General features: G+C 65.5%; 16 protein-coding genes. 8 read left to right on the top strand and 8 right to left on the bottom strand.

Annotated elements, in window-relative coordinates; all coding sequences use genetic code 11:
* Positions 1-98: 98 nt before the first annotated feature.
* From F7R19_RS11365 to F7R19_RS11355, 3 genes are all read left to right on the top strand, one after another.
* The gene (locus tag F7R19_RS11365) at positions 99-2,339 is read left to right on the top strand and encodes a VTT domain-containing protein (RefSeq protein ID WP_150980613.1); all 2,241 of its coding nucleotides are present in this window, start codon (positions 99-101) and stop codon (positions 2,337-2,339) included.
* Positions 2,340-2,362: 23 nt separating this feature from the next.
* On the top strand, positions 2,363-3,079 hold the full coding sequence (locus F7R19_RS11360) for an endonuclease/exonuclease/phosphatase family protein (protein WP_150980611.1): 717 nt from the start codon (positions 2,363-2,365) through the stop codon (positions 3,077-3,079).
* A gap of 341 nt (positions 3,080-3,420) precedes the next feature.
* Positions 3,421-3,846: a hypothetical protein gene (locus F7R19_RS11355; protein WP_061956745.1), complete on the top strand. Its 426-nt coding sequence runs from the start codon at positions 3,421-3,423 to the stop codon at positions 3,844-3,846.
* A 103-nt stretch (positions 3,847-3,949) separates the two neighbouring features.
* Here F7R19_RS11355 and F7R19_RS29745 read toward each other — a convergent pair whose 3' ends face one another.
* From F7R19_RS29745 to cls, 3 genes are all read right to left on the bottom strand, one after another.
* Positions 3,950-4,426, bottom strand: coding sequence for a hypothetical protein (locus F7R19_RS29745; RefSeq protein WP_170292589.1), 477 nt, complete (start codon positions 4,424-4,426; stop codon positions 3,950-3,952).
* Positions 4,427-4,680: 254 nt separating this feature from the next.
* Positions 4,681-5,328 carry a TetR/AcrR family transcriptional regulator gene (locus F7R19_RS11350; RefSeq protein WP_061956704.1) on the bottom strand — a complete coding sequence of 216 codons (648 nt, stop codon included), beginning with the start codon at positions 5,326-5,328 and terminating at the stop codon, positions 4,681-4,683.
* A gap of 93 nt (positions 5,329-5,421) precedes the next feature.
* Positions 5,422-6,855, bottom strand: a complete 1,434-nt coding sequence (gene cls / locus F7R19_RS11345; RefSeq protein ID WP_150980608.1) for a cardiolipin synthase — start codon at positions 6,853-6,855, stop codon at positions 5,422-5,424.
* A 329-nt stretch (positions 6,856-7,184) separates the two neighbouring features.
* On the opposite strand from cls, the gene F7R19_RS11340 reads away from it, so the two are divergent.
* The gene (locus tag F7R19_RS11340) at positions 7,185-7,955 is read left to right on the top strand and encodes a response regulator transcription factor (RefSeq protein WP_150980605.1); all 771 of its coding nucleotides are present in this window, start codon (positions 7,185-7,187) and stop codon (positions 7,953-7,955) included.
* Positions 7,956-8,084: 129 nt separating this feature from the next.
* Here F7R19_RS11340 and F7R19_RS11335 read toward each other — a convergent pair whose 3' ends face one another.
* Positions 8,085-9,917 carry an EAL domain-containing protein gene (locus F7R19_RS11335; protein WP_150980602.1) on the bottom strand — a complete coding sequence of 611 codons (1,833 nt, stop codon included), beginning with the start codon at positions 9,915-9,917 and terminating at the stop codon, positions 8,085-8,087.
* A 308-nt stretch (positions 9,918-10,225) separates the two neighbouring features.
* On the opposite strand from F7R19_RS11335, the gene F7R19_RS11330 reads away from it, so the two are divergent.
* The 3 genes from F7R19_RS11330 (at position 10,226) to F7R19_RS11320 (ending at position 13,260) form a co-directional block, all read left to right on the top strand.
* Positions 10,226-11,830: a methyl-accepting chemotaxis protein gene (locus tag F7R19_RS11330; protein ID WP_150980599.1), complete on the top strand. Its 1,605-nt coding sequence runs from the start codon at positions 10,226-10,228 to the stop codon at positions 11,828-11,830.
* A 254-nt stretch (positions 11,831-12,084) separates the two neighbouring features.
* Positions 12,085-12,285, top strand: a complete 201-nt coding sequence (locus F7R19_RS11325; RefSeq protein WP_061956695.1) for a hypothetical protein — start codon at positions 12,085-12,087, stop codon at positions 12,283-12,285.
* A gap of 324 nt (positions 12,286-12,609) precedes the next feature.
* Complete coding sequence (locus tag F7R19_RS11320; protein ID WP_061956692.1) at positions 12,610-13,260, top strand: HAD domain-containing protein; 651 nt, start codon at positions 12,610-12,612, stop codon at positions 13,258-13,260.
* Positions 13,261-13,381: 121 nt separating this feature from the next.
* On the opposite strand, the gene F7R19_RS11315 is transcribed toward F7R19_RS11320, so the two are convergent.
* The 4 genes from F7R19_RS11315 to F7R19_RS11300 form a co-directional block, all read right to left on the bottom strand.
* A complete protein-coding gene (locus F7R19_RS11315) occupies positions 13,382-15,595 on the bottom strand; it encodes a TonB-dependent receptor (RefSeq protein ID WP_223506159.1) in 2,214 nt (737 codons plus the stop codon).
* 123 nt (positions 15,596-15,718) lie between these two features.
* Complete coding sequence (locus F7R19_RS11310) at positions 15,719-16,111, bottom strand: DUF3325 domain-containing protein (RefSeq protein WP_150980597.1); 393 nt, start codon at positions 16,109-16,111, stop codon at positions 15,719-15,721.
* A complete protein-coding gene (locus F7R19_RS11305; protein ID WP_150980594.1) occupies positions 16,108-17,742 on the bottom strand; it encodes a PepSY-associated TM helix domain-containing protein in 1,635 nt (544 codons plus the stop codon). The genes F7R19_RS11310 and F7R19_RS11305 overlap by 4 nt, the downstream gene beginning before the upstream one ends.
* Positions 17,742-18,041 carry a DUF3649 domain-containing protein gene (locus F7R19_RS11300; protein WP_150980591.1) on the bottom strand — a complete coding sequence of 100 codons (300 nt, stop codon included), beginning with the start codon at positions 18,039-18,041 and terminating at the stop codon, positions 17,742-17,744. Before F7R19_RS11300 ends, F7R19_RS11305 begins: the two co-directional genes overlap by 1 nt.
* Positions 18,042-18,339: 298 nt before the next feature.
* Here F7R19_RS11300 and F7R19_RS11295 point away from each other — a divergent pair, with 298 nt between their 5' ends.
* Entirely contained in the window at positions 18,340-19,917 is a 1,578-nt protein-coding gene (locus tag F7R19_RS11295) for a class I adenylate-forming enzyme family protein (protein WP_223506161.1), read from the top strand.

Below are 19,917 nucleotides of genomic sequence, written 5' to 3'. Positions count from 1 at the left end.
TGACGCTCGCATGCTGGCGGCGTGCGCGCGCGGCCAGGGCGCTTTCCTGCGTGTTATCGGGCCTACCGGTACGAAACTTGCGCAGCGAACCTTTCGCCATGTCGACCCAACCCGATATTCCCCCTGATACCCCGCTATTGCGTCCGGGCCACAATTGCTGGCGCGTCGACCCTTGCCAGCGGCTTGCCATGCTGGTTGATGCCGACGCGTATTTCTCCGCGCTGCGCCACGCATTGGCGCATGCGGAACACACCGTTTTCATTCTTGGCTGGGATATCGACAGCCGCATGCGCCTGTCGGCCGACGACCCTGCCGACGGCTTGCCGGTGGAACTGCGCGACTTCCTCAACGCGCTGTGCAAGCGCCGGCGCGGTCTGCGCATCTACGTGCTGAGCTGGGATTTTGCGATGGTGTTCGCATTCGAGCGCGAGTTCCTGCCCGCGGCCAAGCAGCATTGGCAAGCGCATCGGCGTCTGTCGTTTCATCTCGACGGCAACCATCCGGCTGGCGCTTCGCATCATCAGAAAGTGGTCGTGATCGACCATCGGCTGGCATTCGTCGGTGGACTCGACCTGACCATTCGGCGCTGGGACACGCATCATCATCTGGCCGACGACCCGCGTCGCGTCGATCCAGACGGCAAGCCCTATGCGCCGTTCCACGACGTGCAGTGCATGGTGGAAGGCGCCGCCGCGGCTTCGCTGGGCGAGATGGCGGCACAGCGCTGGCGCGATGCAACGGGGCGTCATCCGCGCGTGCCCGATGTCAGCCGTATCCATGGCACGTCGAACCTGTGGGACGATACCGTCGCGCCCGACCTGACCGATATCGATGTAGCCATCAGCCGCACGTTTCCCGCGCGGGACGATGCGCCTACGATCGATGAAATCCGCGAGTTGTACGTCGACGCGATCGCCGCCGCCCGGGACGGCATCTATCTTGAAAACCAGTACTTCAGCTCCGGCCTGATTGCCGATGCCTTCGCCGCGCGGCTGCAAGAACCGGACGCGCCGGACATCGCGCTGGTGTCGCGCCGCACGGAAAGCGGGTGGCTCGAAGAGGCCAGCATGGGCGTGCTGCGCGCGCGGCTGTATCGGCAACTGCGCGCCGTCGATCCGCGCGAGCGATTCCAGCTTTATTGCCCGCATATACCGGGGCTGGGTGATGCCTGCGTCAACGTCCATAGCAAGGTGATGGCCGTGGACGACCGCCTGCTGACCATTGGCTCGGCCAACCTGAGCAACCGGTCGTTTGGGCTCGATACCGAATGCAATCTCGCGATCGAGTCGAACGGCGATCCGCGCATTGCCCACGGCATCCGTGCGATGCGTGACCGCCTGCTGTGCGAGCACCTGGCCGTCACGTCCGATGCGCTGGCCGATGCAATGGCCGCGCACGGGCGTCTCAACGACACGCTCGCGGCGCTGCATCGCCCCGAAGGACGCACGCTGCAACCGTTCGCGCCGACCGTGCCGGCCGACATCGATGCGGCACTGCCCGACGCCACGCTGCTCGATCCGATGGAACCCATCGACACCGATCAGATCATGGCCGAGTTCGTCAGCCACGAAGCACGGCCGCGCGTGGCCAGCCGCGTGGCGATGCTGGTGGCTTTCCTGCTGGTGCTGGCGGGCGTGGCGTTTGCCTGGCGGTATACGCCACTGCGCGAATGGGCCGATTTCCGGCATTTGCTGGCATTGGTGGAGCGCGTCGACGACATGCCGCTGGCACCGTTGGCCATGTTGGGCGCCTACGTGCTTGGCGGGTTGGTGATGCTGCCGGTGACGGTCCTGATCGTTGTCACCGTGGTGGTGTTCGGGCCGCTCTATGGCGGGGCAATCGCGCTGGGCGGCACCGTCGCCAGCGCCGCGGCAGGCTATGGCGCCGGACGCATGCTGGGCCGTAACGCGGTGCAGCGCTTCGGCGGACGCCGTCTCAACCGCCTGAGCCAGCAGGTCAGCCAGCACGGCCTGCTGGCGATGGTCGTGCTGCGGCTCGTGCCCGTCGCGCCATTCACGCTGGTCAATCTGGTGGTGGGCGCGTCGCGCATTCGTCTGCGCGACTGCCTGCTAGGTACCGCGATTGGGATGTCGCCGGGCATCATCCTGTCCGCGTCGCTGGTCGATCGCATTGCGGCCGTGGCGCGCAATCCTGGCGCAGGCACATTCGCGCTGTTGGCACTGGTGCTACTGATTCCGGCGGCGGTCTGGTGGATCCTGCGGCGGCGTCGCCAGCGTCGCGAAGCATCGACGGCGCACGCTCGTACGGCGCGCGGCCAGGCCTCGGACGCGCGCCACTCGCACTACCAGGGCGCGCCGTCTGGCAAGGGGGCCCGGTGAATGCGCCGGCTGCGCATCCGCGCATGCTGCATGCCGATATCGCAGTGGCCAGCTACAACATCCATGGCGGCGTGGGCACCGACGGCCATTTCGTTCCCAATCGCATCAGCGACGTGATTGCAGAACTGCGCGCTGACCTGATCGCGCTGCAGGAAGTGGAAACGCGCGCGACGGGATTCGACATGCTGCGCTTTCTTGCGCAACGCACCGGGCTTCATGCGATTCCGGGGCCGACACTCGTGCGCGACGACGGCGACTACGGCAACGCGCTGTTGTCGCGTTACCGGCCGATGCAGGTTCGGCATATCGACCTCAGCGTCAAGGGACGCGAGCCGCGCGGCGCGATCGACACGTGGCTCGAATGCACGGCAATCGAATCCGGCACCTTCGCGCTGCGCGTCATTGCCACGCACCTGGGGCTGCGGCCCAGCGAGCGCCGCTGGCAAGTGCGCAGGCTGCTGACTGCGCTGGCCGAAGCACCCGCGCAACCGACCATCCTGCTCGGCGACGTCAACGAATGGTTCCTGTGGGGCCGTCCGCTGCGCTGGCTGCACGCATATTTCGAACGCACGCCTCACGTTGCGACGTTTCCGTCGCGCTACCCGCTGCTCGCGCTCGACCGCATCTGGACGTCCCCGCGTGCGCATCTGCTGGGCGTTTCAAGCCACCGCAGCGCGTTGGCTCGGCTGGCGTCAGATCACCTGCCTCTGGTGGCGCAGATGCGGCTGACATCACGATAGTGCGCGCGGCACACTGCGGCATCCGCAAGTCTGCAAGCGATATCTGGTGCGCCAATCAACGGTCTGACCACGCAGAAGCATCGTTGCACCGCAACGCGCACCGCCTGCGCACGCGCGCATGGCTTGGCCCGCATGCTTTGCCGCAGGGCCGCAATACGGGTATTTCGCTAGAGCCCAACGCTAGATCGCAGCATGGCGCCTGCCTATACTGGATTCGCACCGTGCAAGCGATCGCGCATGCACGCGTGTGCCCCAACAACAACGGGCAGGCGAAGGGCGACCTCGGGAGGACGCCGCGAAGGGCCAAGTCATACTGCCTGCCCATGAACAGGAAAGTGGAGATGGGCATGCCCAGCGAACAGTTCCTTGCTATCCAGGAAACCCGCCGCTCGGGGTTACGAGCCCTGCGCGCGGCACTGCTCGAAGTACACAAGGAAGTTATCGGTTATGACCGTGGCCAGTATGAAAGACTGCACGGCCCGATTCCCGCAGGGCAATTTGTGCAGCTCGTCACGGAAGAATCATTCTTCCGCTGGCTCGATCCGCTGTCGCGCCTGATCATCGAAATCGATGAAGAACTCGATGGCGACGAACACCACGACGAGACTTGCCGGGCCGTGGCAGGCGCTACGCAGAAATTGTTCAGCGAGCGCGGCGACCAGACGTTTCGCAAGCGCTACCAGGAAGCGCTGCAGGACGAAACGGCAGTGACCGTGGCGCACGGCCGACTGATGTCGGTGATCGGGCAGTTGCGTCAGTTGCCGTAACGTCGCTCACTGCACCGATGTAGAGGTGGTGACGATGGCGGTGTCGCCTTGGGTGAGGTGCGGCACGTCAGGCAATGACGCCGGGCGCTGCACGGGCACGCACCTAGTGATGCCCTCCGCCGCCACGCCCACCCCCTCCTCCGCGGCCGCCGCCGCGGTAGCCACCGTAAGCGCCGCCATATCCACGGTACCCGCCGTAACCGCCGTAGCCGTGGTATCCGCCATAACCGTGGTATCCGTAGTAGCCGTGGTATCCGCGATAGCCGTAGTAACCGCGATAGCCGCCGCGATACCCGTAGTAGCCGGAGCCGATCCACACACCGCCATACACCGGCCATGGCGAATATCCGTAGGGATAGCCATATGGGTAGCCGTAGCCATAGGGATATCCATATGCGTAGCCATACGATGTGGCCGGATAGTAGCCGCTCGATAACGTGCCGGCATAGCTGGCGCTGTCGTAGCCATATCCATATCCATAGCCGGATGCGACGTCGTAGCCGGGATATGCCACGCAGCCGCCCAGTGCCAGCACGCTTGCGCCCAGCAGGCCCGTCATCCGGCCACGAATGCCACCCATGATTTGTCTCCCGCGTGTCTTTGCCGAGGTCATGACGACGACCTTCCGTGCTTGGACATCGTACGTACAGAAACGCTCCTGAATTAAGGGTAATCCGATTTAGAAATCAGAATCGTCTAATTACACTGCGAGCCACCCATGCAATATGGGTGACCCAACCGAGTTTCGGGGGATACCCCTCCCTGATACTCATTCTTCCGATGCCACGTGGATCCCCGCCCGTGGCATCTTTTTTTTCGGCATGCCAGAGCCGGCTACAGGCCCTTTTCCACCATATCAATCACGCGCTGTCCAAGCAGCGAAGCCTGTTCTCGTGCGTGCGCGCGCAGCGGCCCGTCGATCAGCAGCATCGCCAGACCGTGCACGGCGGACCACGCGATGTATTCGGCGCCAGGCCGCCGCGCCGGCGGAAGCATCCCGGCCTCCACCCAGAGATCCAGTGCCGAGCCAAGCAACTCGAACGGGTTCATGCCGCTGTCACCGGCCTTGGCCGGATCGACGTCGCCCTCCACCTCGTCCGGCGTGGAGAACGCCGTGCGAAACAGTCCGGTTTCGGCCAAGGCAAATTTCAGATATCCCGCGCCCACCGCGCGCAGGCTGCCGCGCGCGCGCTCCTGGGGAGAGGCGTCGCCGGGGATCGATGACAGTTCCGACTCCATGGCCAGAGCCAGCCGCGAAAGCGCCGCCGCGCGCACCGCCTGCAGCAGGTCCTGGCGGCTGGCAAAGTGTCGATACGCAGCATTGGGCACCACACCGGCGCGTCGCGTGGCCTCGCGCAGCACAATGGCGTCCGGGCCGCCGTCGCGGGCCAGATCGATACCGGCTTCCAGCAAGGCGCGGCGCAGGTCTCCGTGTCGGTATGTGGTGCGCGTAGGCGGTGTGGCGGCGACCGTGCGGGTCATGTCGGCTCCTATGTGAACGTCGTCCACAATTTTCCTGGCATAATAGTAGACAGTGTACACAAATGCCGCATCGCGTGACGGGCACCGCCGCCGTCAGAGAATCGGCGCGAACAGCTTGGCCACGTGCATCGCAACGCGCAGCAGCGCGGGCGAATCGAGGAAGTCGTCGCGGCCGATCTGGCGGGCCTGGGCGAAATCGGCCTCGAGCATGCGCGCCACGTCGGCGGCAAACGCCGGATGCGCGGTCATCACCATCAGTTCGAAGTTGAGCCGGAACGACCGGTTGTCGAGATTGGCGGTGCCCACCGCAGCCGCCTCGTCGTCGATCAGGATCACCTTCTGATGCAGGAACCCGGGCTCGTAGCGATACACCTTCACGCCAGCGCAAATCGCCTGGTACGCGTAGATGGTCGACGCCGCGTAAACCACCAGATGATCGGGGCGCGACGGGATCAGGATGCGCACGTCGACACCACGCAGAACGGCCAGCCGCAACATGGCGGAGACCGCTTCGTCCGGCACGAAATACGGCGACGTGATCCACAGGCGGCGGGTGGCGGACTGGATCGCCTCGACAAAGAACAGCGAGCAGGTTTCCTGCGCGTCGGCCGGCCCGGACGGCACGATCTGGCACACCATGTTTCCGGTCGGGCCCGGCGGCGGCATCATCAGGTAAGGCACCTCGCGCGCGGCCCAGTACCAGTCCTCGGCGAATGCCATCTGCAGATCGAGTACCGCTGCGCCGCGGATCTCGATATGGGTGTCGCGCCACGGCGATAGCGGCGCGCGCCGACCCAGATATTCGTTGCCGACGTTGTGCCCGCCCACGAACGCGCGCGCTCCGTCCACCACGACCAGCTTGCGGTGATTGCGAAAGTTCAGCTGGAAGCGGTTGACGAAACCCGGATGGGTCGAGAACGCACGCGCCTGCACGCCGGCCTCGTGCAGGACACGGATATAGCCACGGCCCAGCGCATGGCAACCAATGCTGTCGTACAAAAAATGGACCTTGACGCCGGCGCGCGCGCGCTCACACAGCCGACGCTGCAATTCGCGGCCGAGCGTATCGTCGTGAACGATGAAGAACTGTACGAGGATCTGCTCGCGCGCAGCGTCGATGGCGGCGAAGATCGCGTCGAACGTGGCCTCGCCGTTGATCAGCAGGCGCACATCGTTGTTGTTCAGGCAAGGGATGCCGGTGAGCCGCGGCAGCGCGCGCATGCACGCCTGTGCCGGGGCATGCACGACGCTCGCGCGCAGCGCCTGGCGCCCCTGTTCGTCCATGCCGAGCCGGATCTCGCGCATGCGATCGTTATTGAATCGTCGCGCATTGACGTAGCCCTCGAAGCGGCTGCGGCCGAAGATCAGGTACGGGATCAGCGCGAAGTACGGCATCATCACCAGCGATCCCGCCCACGCGATGGCGCCGGGCGCGGTGCGCACCGTCATCACGGCGTGCAGCGCCGCCACCATGCCCACGATGTGGAACGTCAGCACGACTGCGGCAATCACGCTAGGAGTGAACATAGACGACCGGCACCGAGGGCGCCCGGACAACAAGGGCCTCTATTCTGGCATAGCGCGTCACTTCGTCGCAGTGCGCAACGACGCATCGCGCAAACCATGCCTAATTTTTAGTCAGGCCGGGCGGCACCCCGCCGCACCGCCGCGCCAGCCGAGATTTCGCAACGGTTATCCACAAGATCTGTGGATAAAAATTCTTCCATCCCTACCCGTTGCATTACGACGTCGAGGCAGGCCATTTAAGGGAACCGCGATTGTTGATGGTATGGCCGATGGCTACGCTGCAACGTGTTTGCCCATATCAATGCATTTCGCCTGTTCGATAGTTTCGTATGAATGCCCAAGCTAATATCGCGCTGCTGGCCGGCCGCGCCTCTCCCCTTCAACCGATGCAGGAACTGTTGTCCATCGCAGGCTTCAAGTGCAGCGCCTTCCAGGCCGGTCGAGACCTGATTCATGGTCTGGGCCACGACAACTACGACATGCTGCTGATCGATCAGGAGCTGCCGGACATCTCCGCCATCGACGTGATCCGCGCGGTGCGCGCGGTGCGCAATCGCGATGTGCCGATCGTCATGTTTTCCGGTGAAAGCAGCGACGACGACATGGTTGAAGCACTGGACGCCGGCGCCGACGACTACGTGGTGCGCCCGCTCAGCGCGCGCGTACTGCTCGCGCGCATCGCGGCGCTGCGCCGCCGCATGGCCGGCACGCGGCTGCGCGGCCAGATGCCGCTGCGCGCGGGTCCGTATGAACTGAACAGCCCGGGCCGCTACGCGACGCTGAACGGCGAGCGCATTCCGATGACGCCGAAGGAATTCGACCTCGCCATGCTGATGTTCTCCAACGCCGGCCGCATTCTTGCCAGCCCGCGCATCGAGAACACGATCTGGGGCCATGACCTGCCGCCCGATTCGCGCGCGCTCGCGGGACTGGTTTCACGCATGCGCCGCACGCTCAATCTATGCCCGGAGAACGGCGTCACGGTCTCCGTGGTCTACGCCAAGGGCTATCGGCTCGACATCCTCGACAACGCCGCACGCGAAGAGCTCTCCGTGACCCGCCAAATGCCTCACCGCCTGCTGCCATCGGCCGGCCGCTAGCCGCTAGCCGCTAGCCGCTAGCCGCTAGCCGTTAGCCGTTAGCCGTTAGCCGTTAGCCGTTAGCCGTTAGCCGTTAGCCGTTAGCCGTTAGCCGCTAGCCGCTAGCCGCTAGCCGCTAGCCGCCGAACGTCAAACGTCAAGTTCTCCCTGCGCAGCCAGCTCGGCCATGTCGACGATCACCAGGCCATGCGCCAGACGTTTGGCGCGACGCTTGGCAACCGCCGCGGCGGCGCCGATATGCTGGCTGCCCAGCCTCAGCGTCGCCATCGCTTCGGCCCCCACACGGACCACCCCAACCGCCATGGTCACCGGTGGATGGAACACCGGGCGACCGAAGCGGTCTTCCCCGTGAATGCCGCCCGCCACGCGATCCGCAGCCGCGTACATCGCCAGCGCGCCGTCATTGAAACGCGCCATCGCATCCTCAATACGCTCGCGCCAATCCAGACCCTGATAGAGCACCAGGAAATCGTCGCCGCCGACGTGGCCGAGAAAGTCGCGCGCCGCATCGCACGCCTGCGCCAGGATCGCAGCCGCGCCCTTCAGTAGCTCGTCGCCTTTCCAGTACCCGTAGCGGTCGTTGAACGGCTTGAAATGATTCAGGTCGACGTAGCATGCATGAAACGGACTGCCCGCCTCGATCAATCTGTCGATGTGCTGGTTCAACAGGATATTGCCGGGCAGGAAAGTCAACGGGTTGGCATAGCGCGCCGCCTCCATGCGCACTTCGGTGATGGCGCGCAGCAGGTCCGCGCCGGTGCCCAGACCGACGTAGCGGTCCGCATCGGTAATCACGAAGCCGTCGGCCAATGCGCGCGAATGCTCGCCCGCAAACAGGCTCGCCATATCGTCCAGCGTCACGCGTCGATCGAAACACAGCGGCGCCGGATTGGCCAGCGCGATGCATGCCTTGCGTCCGTATAGCTCACGATGAAACGGCGTGGCGTAGCGATCGATCAAACTTTGCCGGTTGATCAGCGCAAGTGGCCTGCCACTGTCGTCGATCACCGCCATCGCATGCAGGTCGGGATGCGCATGAAAGCGCGCCAGCACCTCGTTGTTGGACGTGTGCGCACTGACTGCCGGCGCGGGACGCAACAACTGGCCCGCGGTGATGCCGGAGCGTCCCGTGCGCAGCGTCTGTGGAAACACTGCGATCTGGCTTGAATCGAGCACGGCACGCACCTGTGGCGACGGTTCCAGCGGCGGAGACAGCGCAGGCCGTCCGAGAAAGTAGCCCTGCCCCGCCATCACGCCAAGGTCGCGCACCAGCGCCAGCTCCTCGGCGTCTTCAATACCCTCCGCGATCACGCCGCCGCCCAGTCCATGCATCATCCGCAGCACGGCACGCAACACTTCAAGCCGCCGCGAACTGGCGCCGATACCGCGCACCAGCGACTTGTCGATCTTGACGAACTCCGGCGTCAGCTCGGCCAGCCGATCGAGATTGGCATGACCGGTGCCGAAATCGTCCAGCGCGTATTGCAGGCCCAGTTCGGTCAGCACGCCCATGGCCCGCGCAAAGCTGGTCGCGTCGCCGACCGCGGTCTGCTCGGTGACTTCGATCACTACGCGTGATGGCGCGATGGCGGCGCGTGCGTCGGGCGCGCCGTTCAGCCCAAGCAAAGCCGCCATGCCCTGGCCTTGTCGATCGAGCAGATGGCGCAGCGTCAATGGACTGAAATTGAGAAACAGCTTGCCCGGCAAATGCAGCGCCGCCCACGACGACAAGGCGGTGTGCGCCGCGGCGGTTTCCAGCGCCACGGTCGTGCCCGCGGCCTGAGCCATGCGGAACAGCGCATCGGGGGTGGCGTGCGCGGAGCCGGCGGGCCCGCGAATCAGCGCTTCATAACCAAGCACGTCGCCGCTCGCCAGGGCGACGATCGGCTGGAACACCGCGTGCAGCGGTAGCGAGCGCACGTTCTCATCGAACATGGCCGACTCGGGGGCGACGGTAAGCATGGAAAGAATTCAGGCCGGATAGCGGCCCACCTGCGCAATTTCGGTTCGCACCAGTGATGTCGGGCAAACCAGGGAATCGGGGCTCAGAATGAAGCGCGCGTCATTTCATGACAAAACTATGTCGCCCGTATGACAACCTGCTTCGCCCCGGCGCGTCACGCGGGCGTCACATGGCTGAACGACGATCACGCTGCACCGCAGCAGGACCATGCCCCGCGATCGTCCGACGCGCCGATCGTCGAGAGGCCGGCCTGGCGCGGTGCATCGGGTCATGTATGCCGGGGCTGCGCCCCGAAGGAGTCTTACTCGTGTTGCGAGCCATCAAGCTTGGGTTGCCGGGACGGCGCGGCAATTCCGTATGGCAAAGACTGGCGCGTCTGCCGCTGGTGATGCGGCTGTCTGCCGCCTTCGTGCTGATTTACGCATTCGGCGCCGTGGTCGGGCTGACCGGCATCGTCAACCTGATCGAGCTGAAACGCGATACCGACACGCTGTATCAGCGCGATATGCGCGGCGCGATCTCGGCCGAACGCGCGCAGGCGGAACTGGCCAAGCTGGGACGTGCGCAGCTTGCGCTGACACTGGCCACCAGCGGCGCCGAGCGCGATACCGCCGCGAGCGACATCGCGCAGGCGATGAAGAAGCTCGACGAAGCGGTCGATGGCGTGCGCAACGCCGCCCCGCAACAGGCGCAGGCGCTGCAGAAAGAGCGCGCCGCCGCGGGCCGGATGATGAATGACTACGTCACCCTGATCCGCAAGCAGCCACTCGACGCCTTGCAGTTCGACGCGTCGGTGTCGATCGACAGCCATTTTCTTGGCGAACAACTACAGAAGCTGGGTGCGCTGGTAGAAGGCACACGCACCGCCTTGGCGAAGCAGGCCGGCGATACGGTCGCGGGCGTCGCCGCGGCGCAGCTCACCGCGCAGACGGTGATGGCCGCGCTGCTCGTCGCCAGCCTGGTTGCCGCGGCGCTGCTGGCCTGGATCGCGGCCCGCAGTCTGACGCGCGAACTCGGTGGCGAACCGCGTGATGCGGCAGCGGTCGCCAATCGCATCGCCGGCGGCGACCTGACCGCCCGCATCGCGTTGCGCCCGCATGATCAAGACAGCCTGCTGTTCTACCTGTCCGGCATGCGCGATCAGCTTGCCGGCGTGCTCGCACGCATCCAGCAGTGCGCGCACGAGATTTCGGCGGCCAGCGACGGCATTGCCGATGGCAATCGCGCTCTGGCCGTGCGCACCGGCACGCAGGCCACTGCGCTGGCCGAAGCCGCTGCCAACGTGGCGCGCCTTATCGCACTGATCCAGCAGGCCCACGAGCAGGCGCAAGAGTCCAGCGACATGGCCAGCCGCGCGCGCGGCGCCACCAGTGCGGGCATGGCCGCGGTGCGCGACATGAGCGGCGCGATGGCCAACGTGCATGCGCAATCGCGGAATATTTCCGAAATCGTCACGGTGATCGAAGGCATCGCGTTCCAGACCAATATCCTGGCCCTGAACGCCGCCGTGGAAGCCGCGCGCGCGGGCGAGGCCGGCCGCGGCTTCGCGGTGGTGGCGCAGGAGGTGCGTGCGCTGGCGCAGCGCAGCGCCACTGCCGCGCGCGAAATCGGCGGCATTATCGGCGAGGCGGCCAAGGAGATCGGTCGCGGCGCGGAATTGAGCGGCCGCGTGGAGACGGCGATGAGCGGCATCGAGGCGGCGGTCAATCACAGCCACGCACTGGCCGAGGCGCTGCGCACCCTGGCCGACGATCAGGCCGCCGGCATCCGCATCGTCGGCGATGCGCTGGCCCGCCTGGAAGAGACCAGCGCGGACAACGCCAAGCTGGTCGATGAGGTCAGCGATCAGGCGGCACGCCTCGATCACCAGGCCGCGGCGCTTGAATCGGACGTGGCGCGCTTTCATTTCTAGTATTGTCGAGACGATTTTTGCCGCACTGCCGCAAACGGCCTCCGCCGCCCATCGTGCCCGGCAGCGACGCGCTGCGTTTCACGTCTTGCGCGTAAGGCGCTCAGCTTTTTGCGCGCGCCGCCGTAAATACGGTCAGTCCGATCTGTTGCGATGCGTGCCGTGGCGCCCAGCGCCTTGGCACCGCCTGCCGACGCGCGCGGCGCGCAGGCGCAATCGGACGCCGATCAACGCCAGCGCGGACCACGTCGACAAGCATGCTACGAAAGGTTGTACAGGACGATCTGTCGTTCCAGGAGGATTTCGAGGCTGCCGGCCGGGACTGGGCGCCGCGGTTGAAGCCTTGCGGCACATGCCACGCCTGCGAGCAGCCGGTCGGCAAGACCGACCTGTTCTGCGGCATTGCCTGCCAATACGCTTTTGAGCATTTCGAAATGCAGTTGCTGCAGAAGCGTTGAGTGCCGCGTCGCGGCGTTGTCTCGTCGTCCGGGTGTGTCAGGACGAAGTACATTTCCTTTCAAATTCCTGTCAACCGGCTTTGCCGATCGCCCGTTGAGGCGAACATCATGGCGGCATCCGCACGCGAACATCGGCTCGGAAAGCCAGTCCTGACGCGGCAGATGTGTCCGGCCGAAACAATCGCGAGCACGGGGTAACCGGCATTTACGAATGGCGGCTGCAAGTTACACAACTGTTTCACTTGCGCACATTTTGTGTCCCCTTTCTCACGCAAAAGCCGGATACGCTTGATTCATCCCATCACCGATTGACCACGAAAAATCATGTCTGAACGCCTCATCATGCTGGACGTACCCGGCGTCCTCTATTCGGACCGCTCCGCTGCCCGTCTTGGCGGTACGCCAACCTCGGGGACCCTGCGCGACGTCAGGTTTTTCGATCCGATCGCGCTTGGGTTTCTGCGTCGACTGTTCGGCATCGCCGGTGCGCGGGTTGTGGTGTCCGACGCGTGGCGCCGCGGCACGCCCGCAGCGATCTTCCAGCAGTTGGACCTGCAGGTGGAAGGCATGACCCCGGCGGTGGCCGGTGGCCACGGCGCGGAGATCGACGCCTGGTTTGCCCAGCACCCGGCGCCGGGCGCGTGGATCATCGTGTCGGCGGCGCCTGCCGCATCGTTCAGCGCCGAACAGCGCAAGCATCTGGTGCAGGTCGATCCCGCCGAAGGCCTTGCGGTCGACAACTTCCGCCAGGCGCTGGATCTGCTCGGTGTGGCCTGCCCGTCCACCGTTACGCCGGATTCGCGCGTCGAACCCGGCCTGAAAGCCAAGCTGCGCCATCTGCAACGCCTGGCGCGCGAAGCTCCGGAACGTTTCATGCCGGCCCCCGCCGCCGCCGAGGCGCGCGAACAGGCCATGGCTGTGGCCGTGGCCAGCCTGACCGGCAAGCAACTGACGCCCGCCCCGATCCACGCCTGAAAGTACGGCGCGCAACGTCGCGAGACGAACAAAGGCCGCAACCATTCGTTGCGGCCTTTTTCGTTGGCAAACGCAGTTCGGCGCCTGACGCCTCAGCCGTTGACGTTCGATACGTCGACCTTCAATAGTCGACCGTCATCGACAGCTTGAACGTGCGCGGATTGCCCACCACGAGGTAGCCGCCATACGACGACGCCCAGTAGTCTTTGTTGGCGACGTTCTCGACCGACGCGCGCACCGTGTAGCGCATCTGCGATGCCTTGAACGCATAGCGCGCACCCAGATCGAAGCGGTGCCATGACGGCAGGCTGATGGTATTGGTGGCATTGGCCTGCTGCCGTCCCGTCTGGATATAGCGCCCCGAAACCGTCGCGCCCGCCAGGAACGGCAGATCGTACTCGGCGCTGGCGGTCACCGTGTAGTTCGGCACGCCCACCGCCTGTTTGCCTTCGGTTGCCGCGTTGCCGGTATTCGACATCTTCGTGTCGATATAGCCGACGCCGCCTAGCAGGCGCAGGCCGCGCAGCGGTTCGCCGAACACGCTCCATTCCACGCCGCGATTGCGCTGCTCGCCAGCCACCGAAAATACGTTGTTGACGGTGATGCCGTTGGGCTGGCGGATCTGGAAAAATGCCAGCGTGGTGCCGAAGCGGCCAGCGTCGTACTTCACGCCTGCCTCGTCCTGCTTGGACTTGATGGGCGCGAAAACGGCATCGCGATTGAGCGCCGTGCTGGGCGGCGTGGGGCCCTGCGTCAGACCTTCGATATGGTTGTAGTAGACCGACAGGTTTCGCAGCGGCTTGACCACCAGCCCGAACATCGGCGACGTGGCCGCATCGCTGTACGGGGTGACCGCGTTGGTGTTGTACGCATAGGCGCGGGTGTTGATCACCTGGCGGCGCACGCCTGCGGTCAGCAGCACGCGATCGTCCAGGAACGACAGCGTGTCGGAGATCGACACGCCATTGAGGTTTGTGCGCCCCGTGGTCTGCGGATCGGTCATGCTGCTGCGCGCAATCGACGTCACCGGACGCGCGACGGGCGGCGCGTCATAAAGATTGGTCGGATAGCTTGCCGACATCTCGTACGCCGAGCGCTTCTCCTGCTCCAGTCCGGACCAGCCGAGATTGACACTGTGCTTGATCGGCCCGGTGACAAAGCGTCCGCGGATCCCCACCTCACCGCTCGTGGTGTCCTGCTTGAGCGGCACGGACAGTCGGTACGCCGTGCCGAATCCGGTGTTGCCAACGGTGGCGCCCCCATAGTTGCCCATCTCGTTGGTGTGATGCATGCCGAAGGCGGCGTACGCGGTCCAGTCCCGGGTGATGTCGTATTCGCTGCGAATCGTGCCCCACGTATCTTCGAGCATCGAGTTGGTCCAGTCCTGCGCGAAGCTGGAACTCGCCTTCGGCACCGGCGGCAGCGCCGTGGTGCCGGACGCCAGGCTGATCGTGGCGCGCCCTTGCTGCACCATCTGGCGCTGGTAGCCAAAATCGGCGTTGACGCGGAACTTGTCGCCCTGATAGTCGAGGCCGACACTCAGCAAACGCTGCTGGCGATCCTCCTTGTCGATCGGCGTTTCGCCGCCGCGCGCCATGGCGTTGACACGCACGCCGAATTGCCTGGCATCGCCGAAGCGACGTCCGACATCAATGGCGCCGCCCACCTGCGCGTTGCTGGTGTAGTCGATGGTGGCCTGCGTGATCGGTGCGGCAGTCGCGTATTTCGGCACGAGATTGATGCCGCCGCCAATCCCGCTGCCGGTCGGCGACACCCCATTGAGAAAGGCACTGGCACCGCGAAACGTCTCGACGCGGTCCACCGCCTCGGTAGCGGTCAGCTGACGCGGCGCAATGCCGTACAGGCCATTCCAGGCGAGGTCGTCGCCGGCCAGCTGGAAGCCGCGCACCATGAATGTTTCAGCGAAATTGCCGAAGCCGTAGCTGGTGCGGATGAACGGATCGTCGGCCAGCACGCCGGCGATGCTGTGGGCCTGCTGGTTCTGGATCGCCTGCGCCGTGTACGACGTGATGCTGAACGGCACATCCATGAAATCCTGATTGCCCAGCACACCAAGCCGTCCCCCGCGCGCCACCTGTCCGCCCGCATACGGGGCAGGTGTCTGGTCGGGCGACGCTTCGGCGCGCACCGTCACAGCCGGCAAGGCCGACGACGGGGCTGCCTGGACAGATTGTCCGGGCGCGACGGCGGCTTCTTGCGCGGATGCCAGCGAAGGCAGAACGCCTGCCGCAGCCAGCGCCGTCATCAGGCAACCGCGGCGCATCGGGGAAAAACGCGAATCGCGCGAACGTGCGCGAAGATCGGCAAACAACAAGTTGACACTCCCAAAAAAGAAAAAAGGCGCCCCGCGCCGCGTCGATGTCGCGGCGGCTCAGGGGCATGACCCGTCTCTACCCGAGTGAAGGCATTGCTCTGGCGGCAATGCTCGAAGGTGTTGCTACGGCTGCATCAACCATGGCGACGCGATGGAGGCGACGACGCCCACCGCGACGGATGCGCGCGCAAGGCGCGGTGTGGCGTGGGGCGTCCACGTCAGGGCGCCGACCACGGTCAGTGCGCCCACGGTCAGCAACCCGGCCCAATAGATGACGCCAAACGCCCAGCCTTCGGCCAGTACGCACGCCGCCAGCGCCAGGGCCAGCGCCAGCGCGCCCTGACAACGCAAGCGCGCAACGCGCGCGCCGGAGAGCTGCGCGCCGCGTCCGAACAGATCCGCATGATGGCGATCGATGGCGTGCGCGAGCCATATGAAGCCGCCGACGGCAAACGCCGCACCCGCCACGCAGGCGGGCCATACCGGCACAACCGGCAACGATGCGGCGCCGCTCATTGCGATACCTCGCCCGCACTGCGCATGGCGCGCGGCGCGCCTGCCCGAACAGGCGCCGCGGCATGCTTGCCCAGCATCCAGGCTGCCGCGCCCAGCGCGATGCCGAGTGCCAGCACCGTCAGTTCGAATCCGGCCAGCACGACGGGTCCGTGCACCAGGGTCACGCCGAGATGCGTCGATGTGGTCAATGCGTTCAGGACCGGCACGGCCACCAGCAGCACGGCGCCCGCCGCCAGCAACACGCGCCACATCGCGCGCGTGGGCCGCCATTGCGCCAGCAGCGCGGCCAGCGCCCACGCACCGAAGAACGCCTGGATCTCGGCGTCAGGCCGCTGCGCCAGATCGATTGGCAGCAACCGGTTGGCCCAGAAATACGCGCCAAAGGCGATCGGCAATCCGGCAATTGCGCCCAGATTGAGCGCCTCGACCAGTCGCAGGCCGAATGGCGTACGTCCCGTCTGGGCAATGATCCTGGCATGGCTCTGCCGCGTCTTGACAGCCCACAGCAACGCGCCCGTCGCCACCATCAGCGCGCCGGCGAGGCCGGAGGCGAAGAACAACGCGCGCAGCAACGGCGGCGCGAAATGCGCGACGTGCAAACCGACCATCGTGCCGCGCGTGACATTGGCCGGTCCCTGTGCGTCGCCGAGGGACGCCTGCAAGGCGCCGGTGGCGCCGGCAAACACCATCGTCGGCGCGGCCGTATTGATATTGCGGCCCGCATCGCGCGTGATCGACACCACGGCGTTGGCCCGGTTCGGCTGGTCGACGGTGATACGTTGCGGCGGCATCCCCTGCCAGTGCGTGACGGCCTGCGTGAGCATCGGTTCGATGGGCGCCAGCGGCGCGCTTTCCTTCGACGGCTTGACGCGCGGCGCGCGCGTTGCAAGCTCGGCGTTGAAGGCTTTCTCGTCGCCCTGGTAGACGGCCTGGATACCCCATGGCATGTACAGAAACAGCAGCGTGACCAGCCCCGTATAGGTAATCATCAGATGGAACGGCAGCGCCAGCACCGCCACGGCGTTATGGGCATCGAGCCAGGACCGCTGGCCGCGGCGCGTGCGGAACGTAAAGAAGTCCGCGAAAATCCGCCGATGCGTGATCACGCCGCTGATGATGGCCACCAGCATGAACATCGTGCAGAAGCCGATGATCCAGCGCCCCCATACCGCTGGCATGTAGTGCAGGTCGAAATGCAGTCGGTAAAGGAATTCGCCGCCGCGGGTCTCGCGCGCGCCGGGAATCGGCGCACCGCTGGCCGGATCGAGCGTGCGCGAGACCAGCCGCGCCCGCGCGGGCTTGCCCGCGTCTTCCGATGTGGCGGGACGCACCCAGAACAGCGAAATCGCCGGGTTGCGCGCGTCGGGGAGCGAGAGGAACCAGCGCTCCGCATGGGGCGCCTCGCGTTGCAGATAGGCGTAGGCGCGCGACGCGGCTTGCGCAGGGCTGGTCTTTTCGTTGAGCGATGCATGGAGTTCCGGCCGCATCCACAACGAGATTTCATCCTTGACGTAGCTGGCCGTGCCGCTGCAAAACACGAGGAACAACACCCAGCACACCAGCAATCCGGACCATGTGTGCAGCCACGCCATCGACTGGCGCAATCCCTGGCCTTTGCGAAGCATCGTCATCACGCGCCACCCAAGGTGGCCCAGCCCAACGCCAGCACGACGCCCGACACGATCAATCCCGACCAAGCACGCCAGGCGCTATCGGCCGCGAACACCCAGATCGCGGCCAGCGCAAACCACGCGAACGACAGCAGCGTGGCGGTCATCACGGCCTCTGCCCGTGCCATGCCGGCCCATCGCACCAGCGCCAGCGAGAGGCAGCCAGTGGCCAGCGCGGCCACGCCGTAGCCGCCCAGGATGGCGGCCACCGCGCGCGAGGCGACCGCAATGCGATAACTGGCCGGGATGCCGTGCTTCATGTCTGGCTAAGTGTCGAGAACGAGTAGACGCATATGATAAGCGTTCTCATCTGCATTGTCTGCAGCGGCATTACGACACGCGTCCCCCATCACAACACGGCCGGTGGCATTGCGGGCATCGCCATTTGCTGCGATGCCGCCGTCGGACCGCTGACGATATTCGCACGTTTTTCAGTTTAAATTCTGCATCGCAGAATTACGATTCTGTACTGCGGTTGACACTTACGTGAAAACGATGGGACGATCCAAGCCATCGAATACCGGCGACCCCACGCCGGAAGTTTTACCCGGAGACCTCATGCGCAGTACCGCCGCACCCGCTGGCCAGTCACGGCCCGCGTCCGCATCGCCCACCCCTTCAGCATTCCAGCCCCAATTCGAACGTCTGCACCAGACCATGGCGCCATGGGTCGCCAGCGATCCCGAACGCATCGCCATCATGGACGCGCATCGCGCGATGCGTTACGCCGAACTCGACGCCGCCGTGCGCGAGACCGCCGAAACCCTGCGCACGCTCGGTGTGCGTGGCGGCGACCGCGTGGTGCTCGTCACCGAAAACAGCGTTGGCTGCGCGGTCATCCTGCTGGCGCTCAGCGCCATCGATGCGTGGTCGGTGCCGGTCAATGCGCGACTGTCGGCGCGCGAGATCGCAAATATCGTCGAGCACGCCGGCGCGCGCGTCACGCTGTATCTGGACAACGATTTCGCCGAGGCGCGCGAGCATGGGCTGGCGCGCGGTGCGCAGTGGGCCGAATGGCCGCACGTGGGCCGGCTGCTGGTAGGCGCCGTCGATGAGGCCGCCACGCCGGAAGCGGTCGAAGCCGATCCGCGCAGACAGGTGGCCGCGCTGATCTACACCACAGGCACTACGGGCGCATCGAAGGCCGTCATGCTGACGCATGCCAACCTGATGTTCATCGGTCATTCCAACCGCCTGCAATCGCGCGTCAGGCCCGGCGATCGAGTCTATGGCGTGCTGCCGATCTCGCACGTCTACGGCTTGTCGGTCCTGCTGGTCGGTCCGGTGTCGAACGGCGCGACGGTCTATTACGAGCCGCGCTTCCGCCCGGAAAAACTCGCCCGCACGCTGCTTGACGAACAACTGACCGTGCTGCACGGCGTGCCGGCGATGTACGCGAAAGTGGTCGAATGGAGCCGTGCCAACGGTCAATCGCTACGCACGCCGTCGCTGCGCATCGCGCAGTCTGGCGGCGCCCCGCTGACCGCGTCGCTGAAGGCGGCCTTTGAGGACGCATTCGGCATCGTGCTGCACAACGGCTACGGCATGACAGAGACCTCGCCGACCGTATGCCAGACCCGCGTGGACAATCCGCGCAGCGACTGTTCGGTCGGCCCGGCCGTGCCCGATGTGGAGATCCGGCTTGGCACGCCGTTGCCGGACGGCAGCGGCGAGCTGCTGGTGCGCGGCCCGAACGTGATGAAGGGCTACTATCGGCGTCCCGACCTGACCGCGCAGACCATCGACAGCGATGGCTGGTTGCACACCGGCGATCTGGCGCGGATCGATGCCGATGGTGCGGTCAGCATCGTCGGGCGTTCCAAGGAAATCATCATCCATTCGGGTTTCAACGTGTACCCGGAGGAAGTCGAGCAGTCGCTCAATGCGTTTCCGGCGGTGCTGCAGTCAGCCGTGGTCGGCCGCGCCACCGAGGGCAACGAGGAAGTGATCGCGTTCGTGGAAGTGCGCGGCGGCATGACGCTGGACGAGGCCGCATTGCGCGCGTTCCTGCGCGAGCGTCTGTCGCCTTACAAGATCCCCGCGGAAATCCGCACCGTTGCGCAGTTGCCCGCCGCACCATCGGGCAAGATCCTCAAGGCTAAGCTGCGCGAGCAGCTTGCAGCCGGCAACATGTGA

The sequence above is a fragment of the Cupriavidus pauculus genome (assembly GCF_008801835.1).
GTDB classification, from domain to species: domain Bacteria; phylum Pseudomonadota; class Gammaproteobacteria; order Burkholderiales; family Burkholderiaceae; genus Cupriavidus; species Cupriavidus pauculus.
The sequence above is the reverse complement of the archived record's forward strand: the minus strand, read 5'-3'. Positions and strand labels throughout refer to the sequence as shown.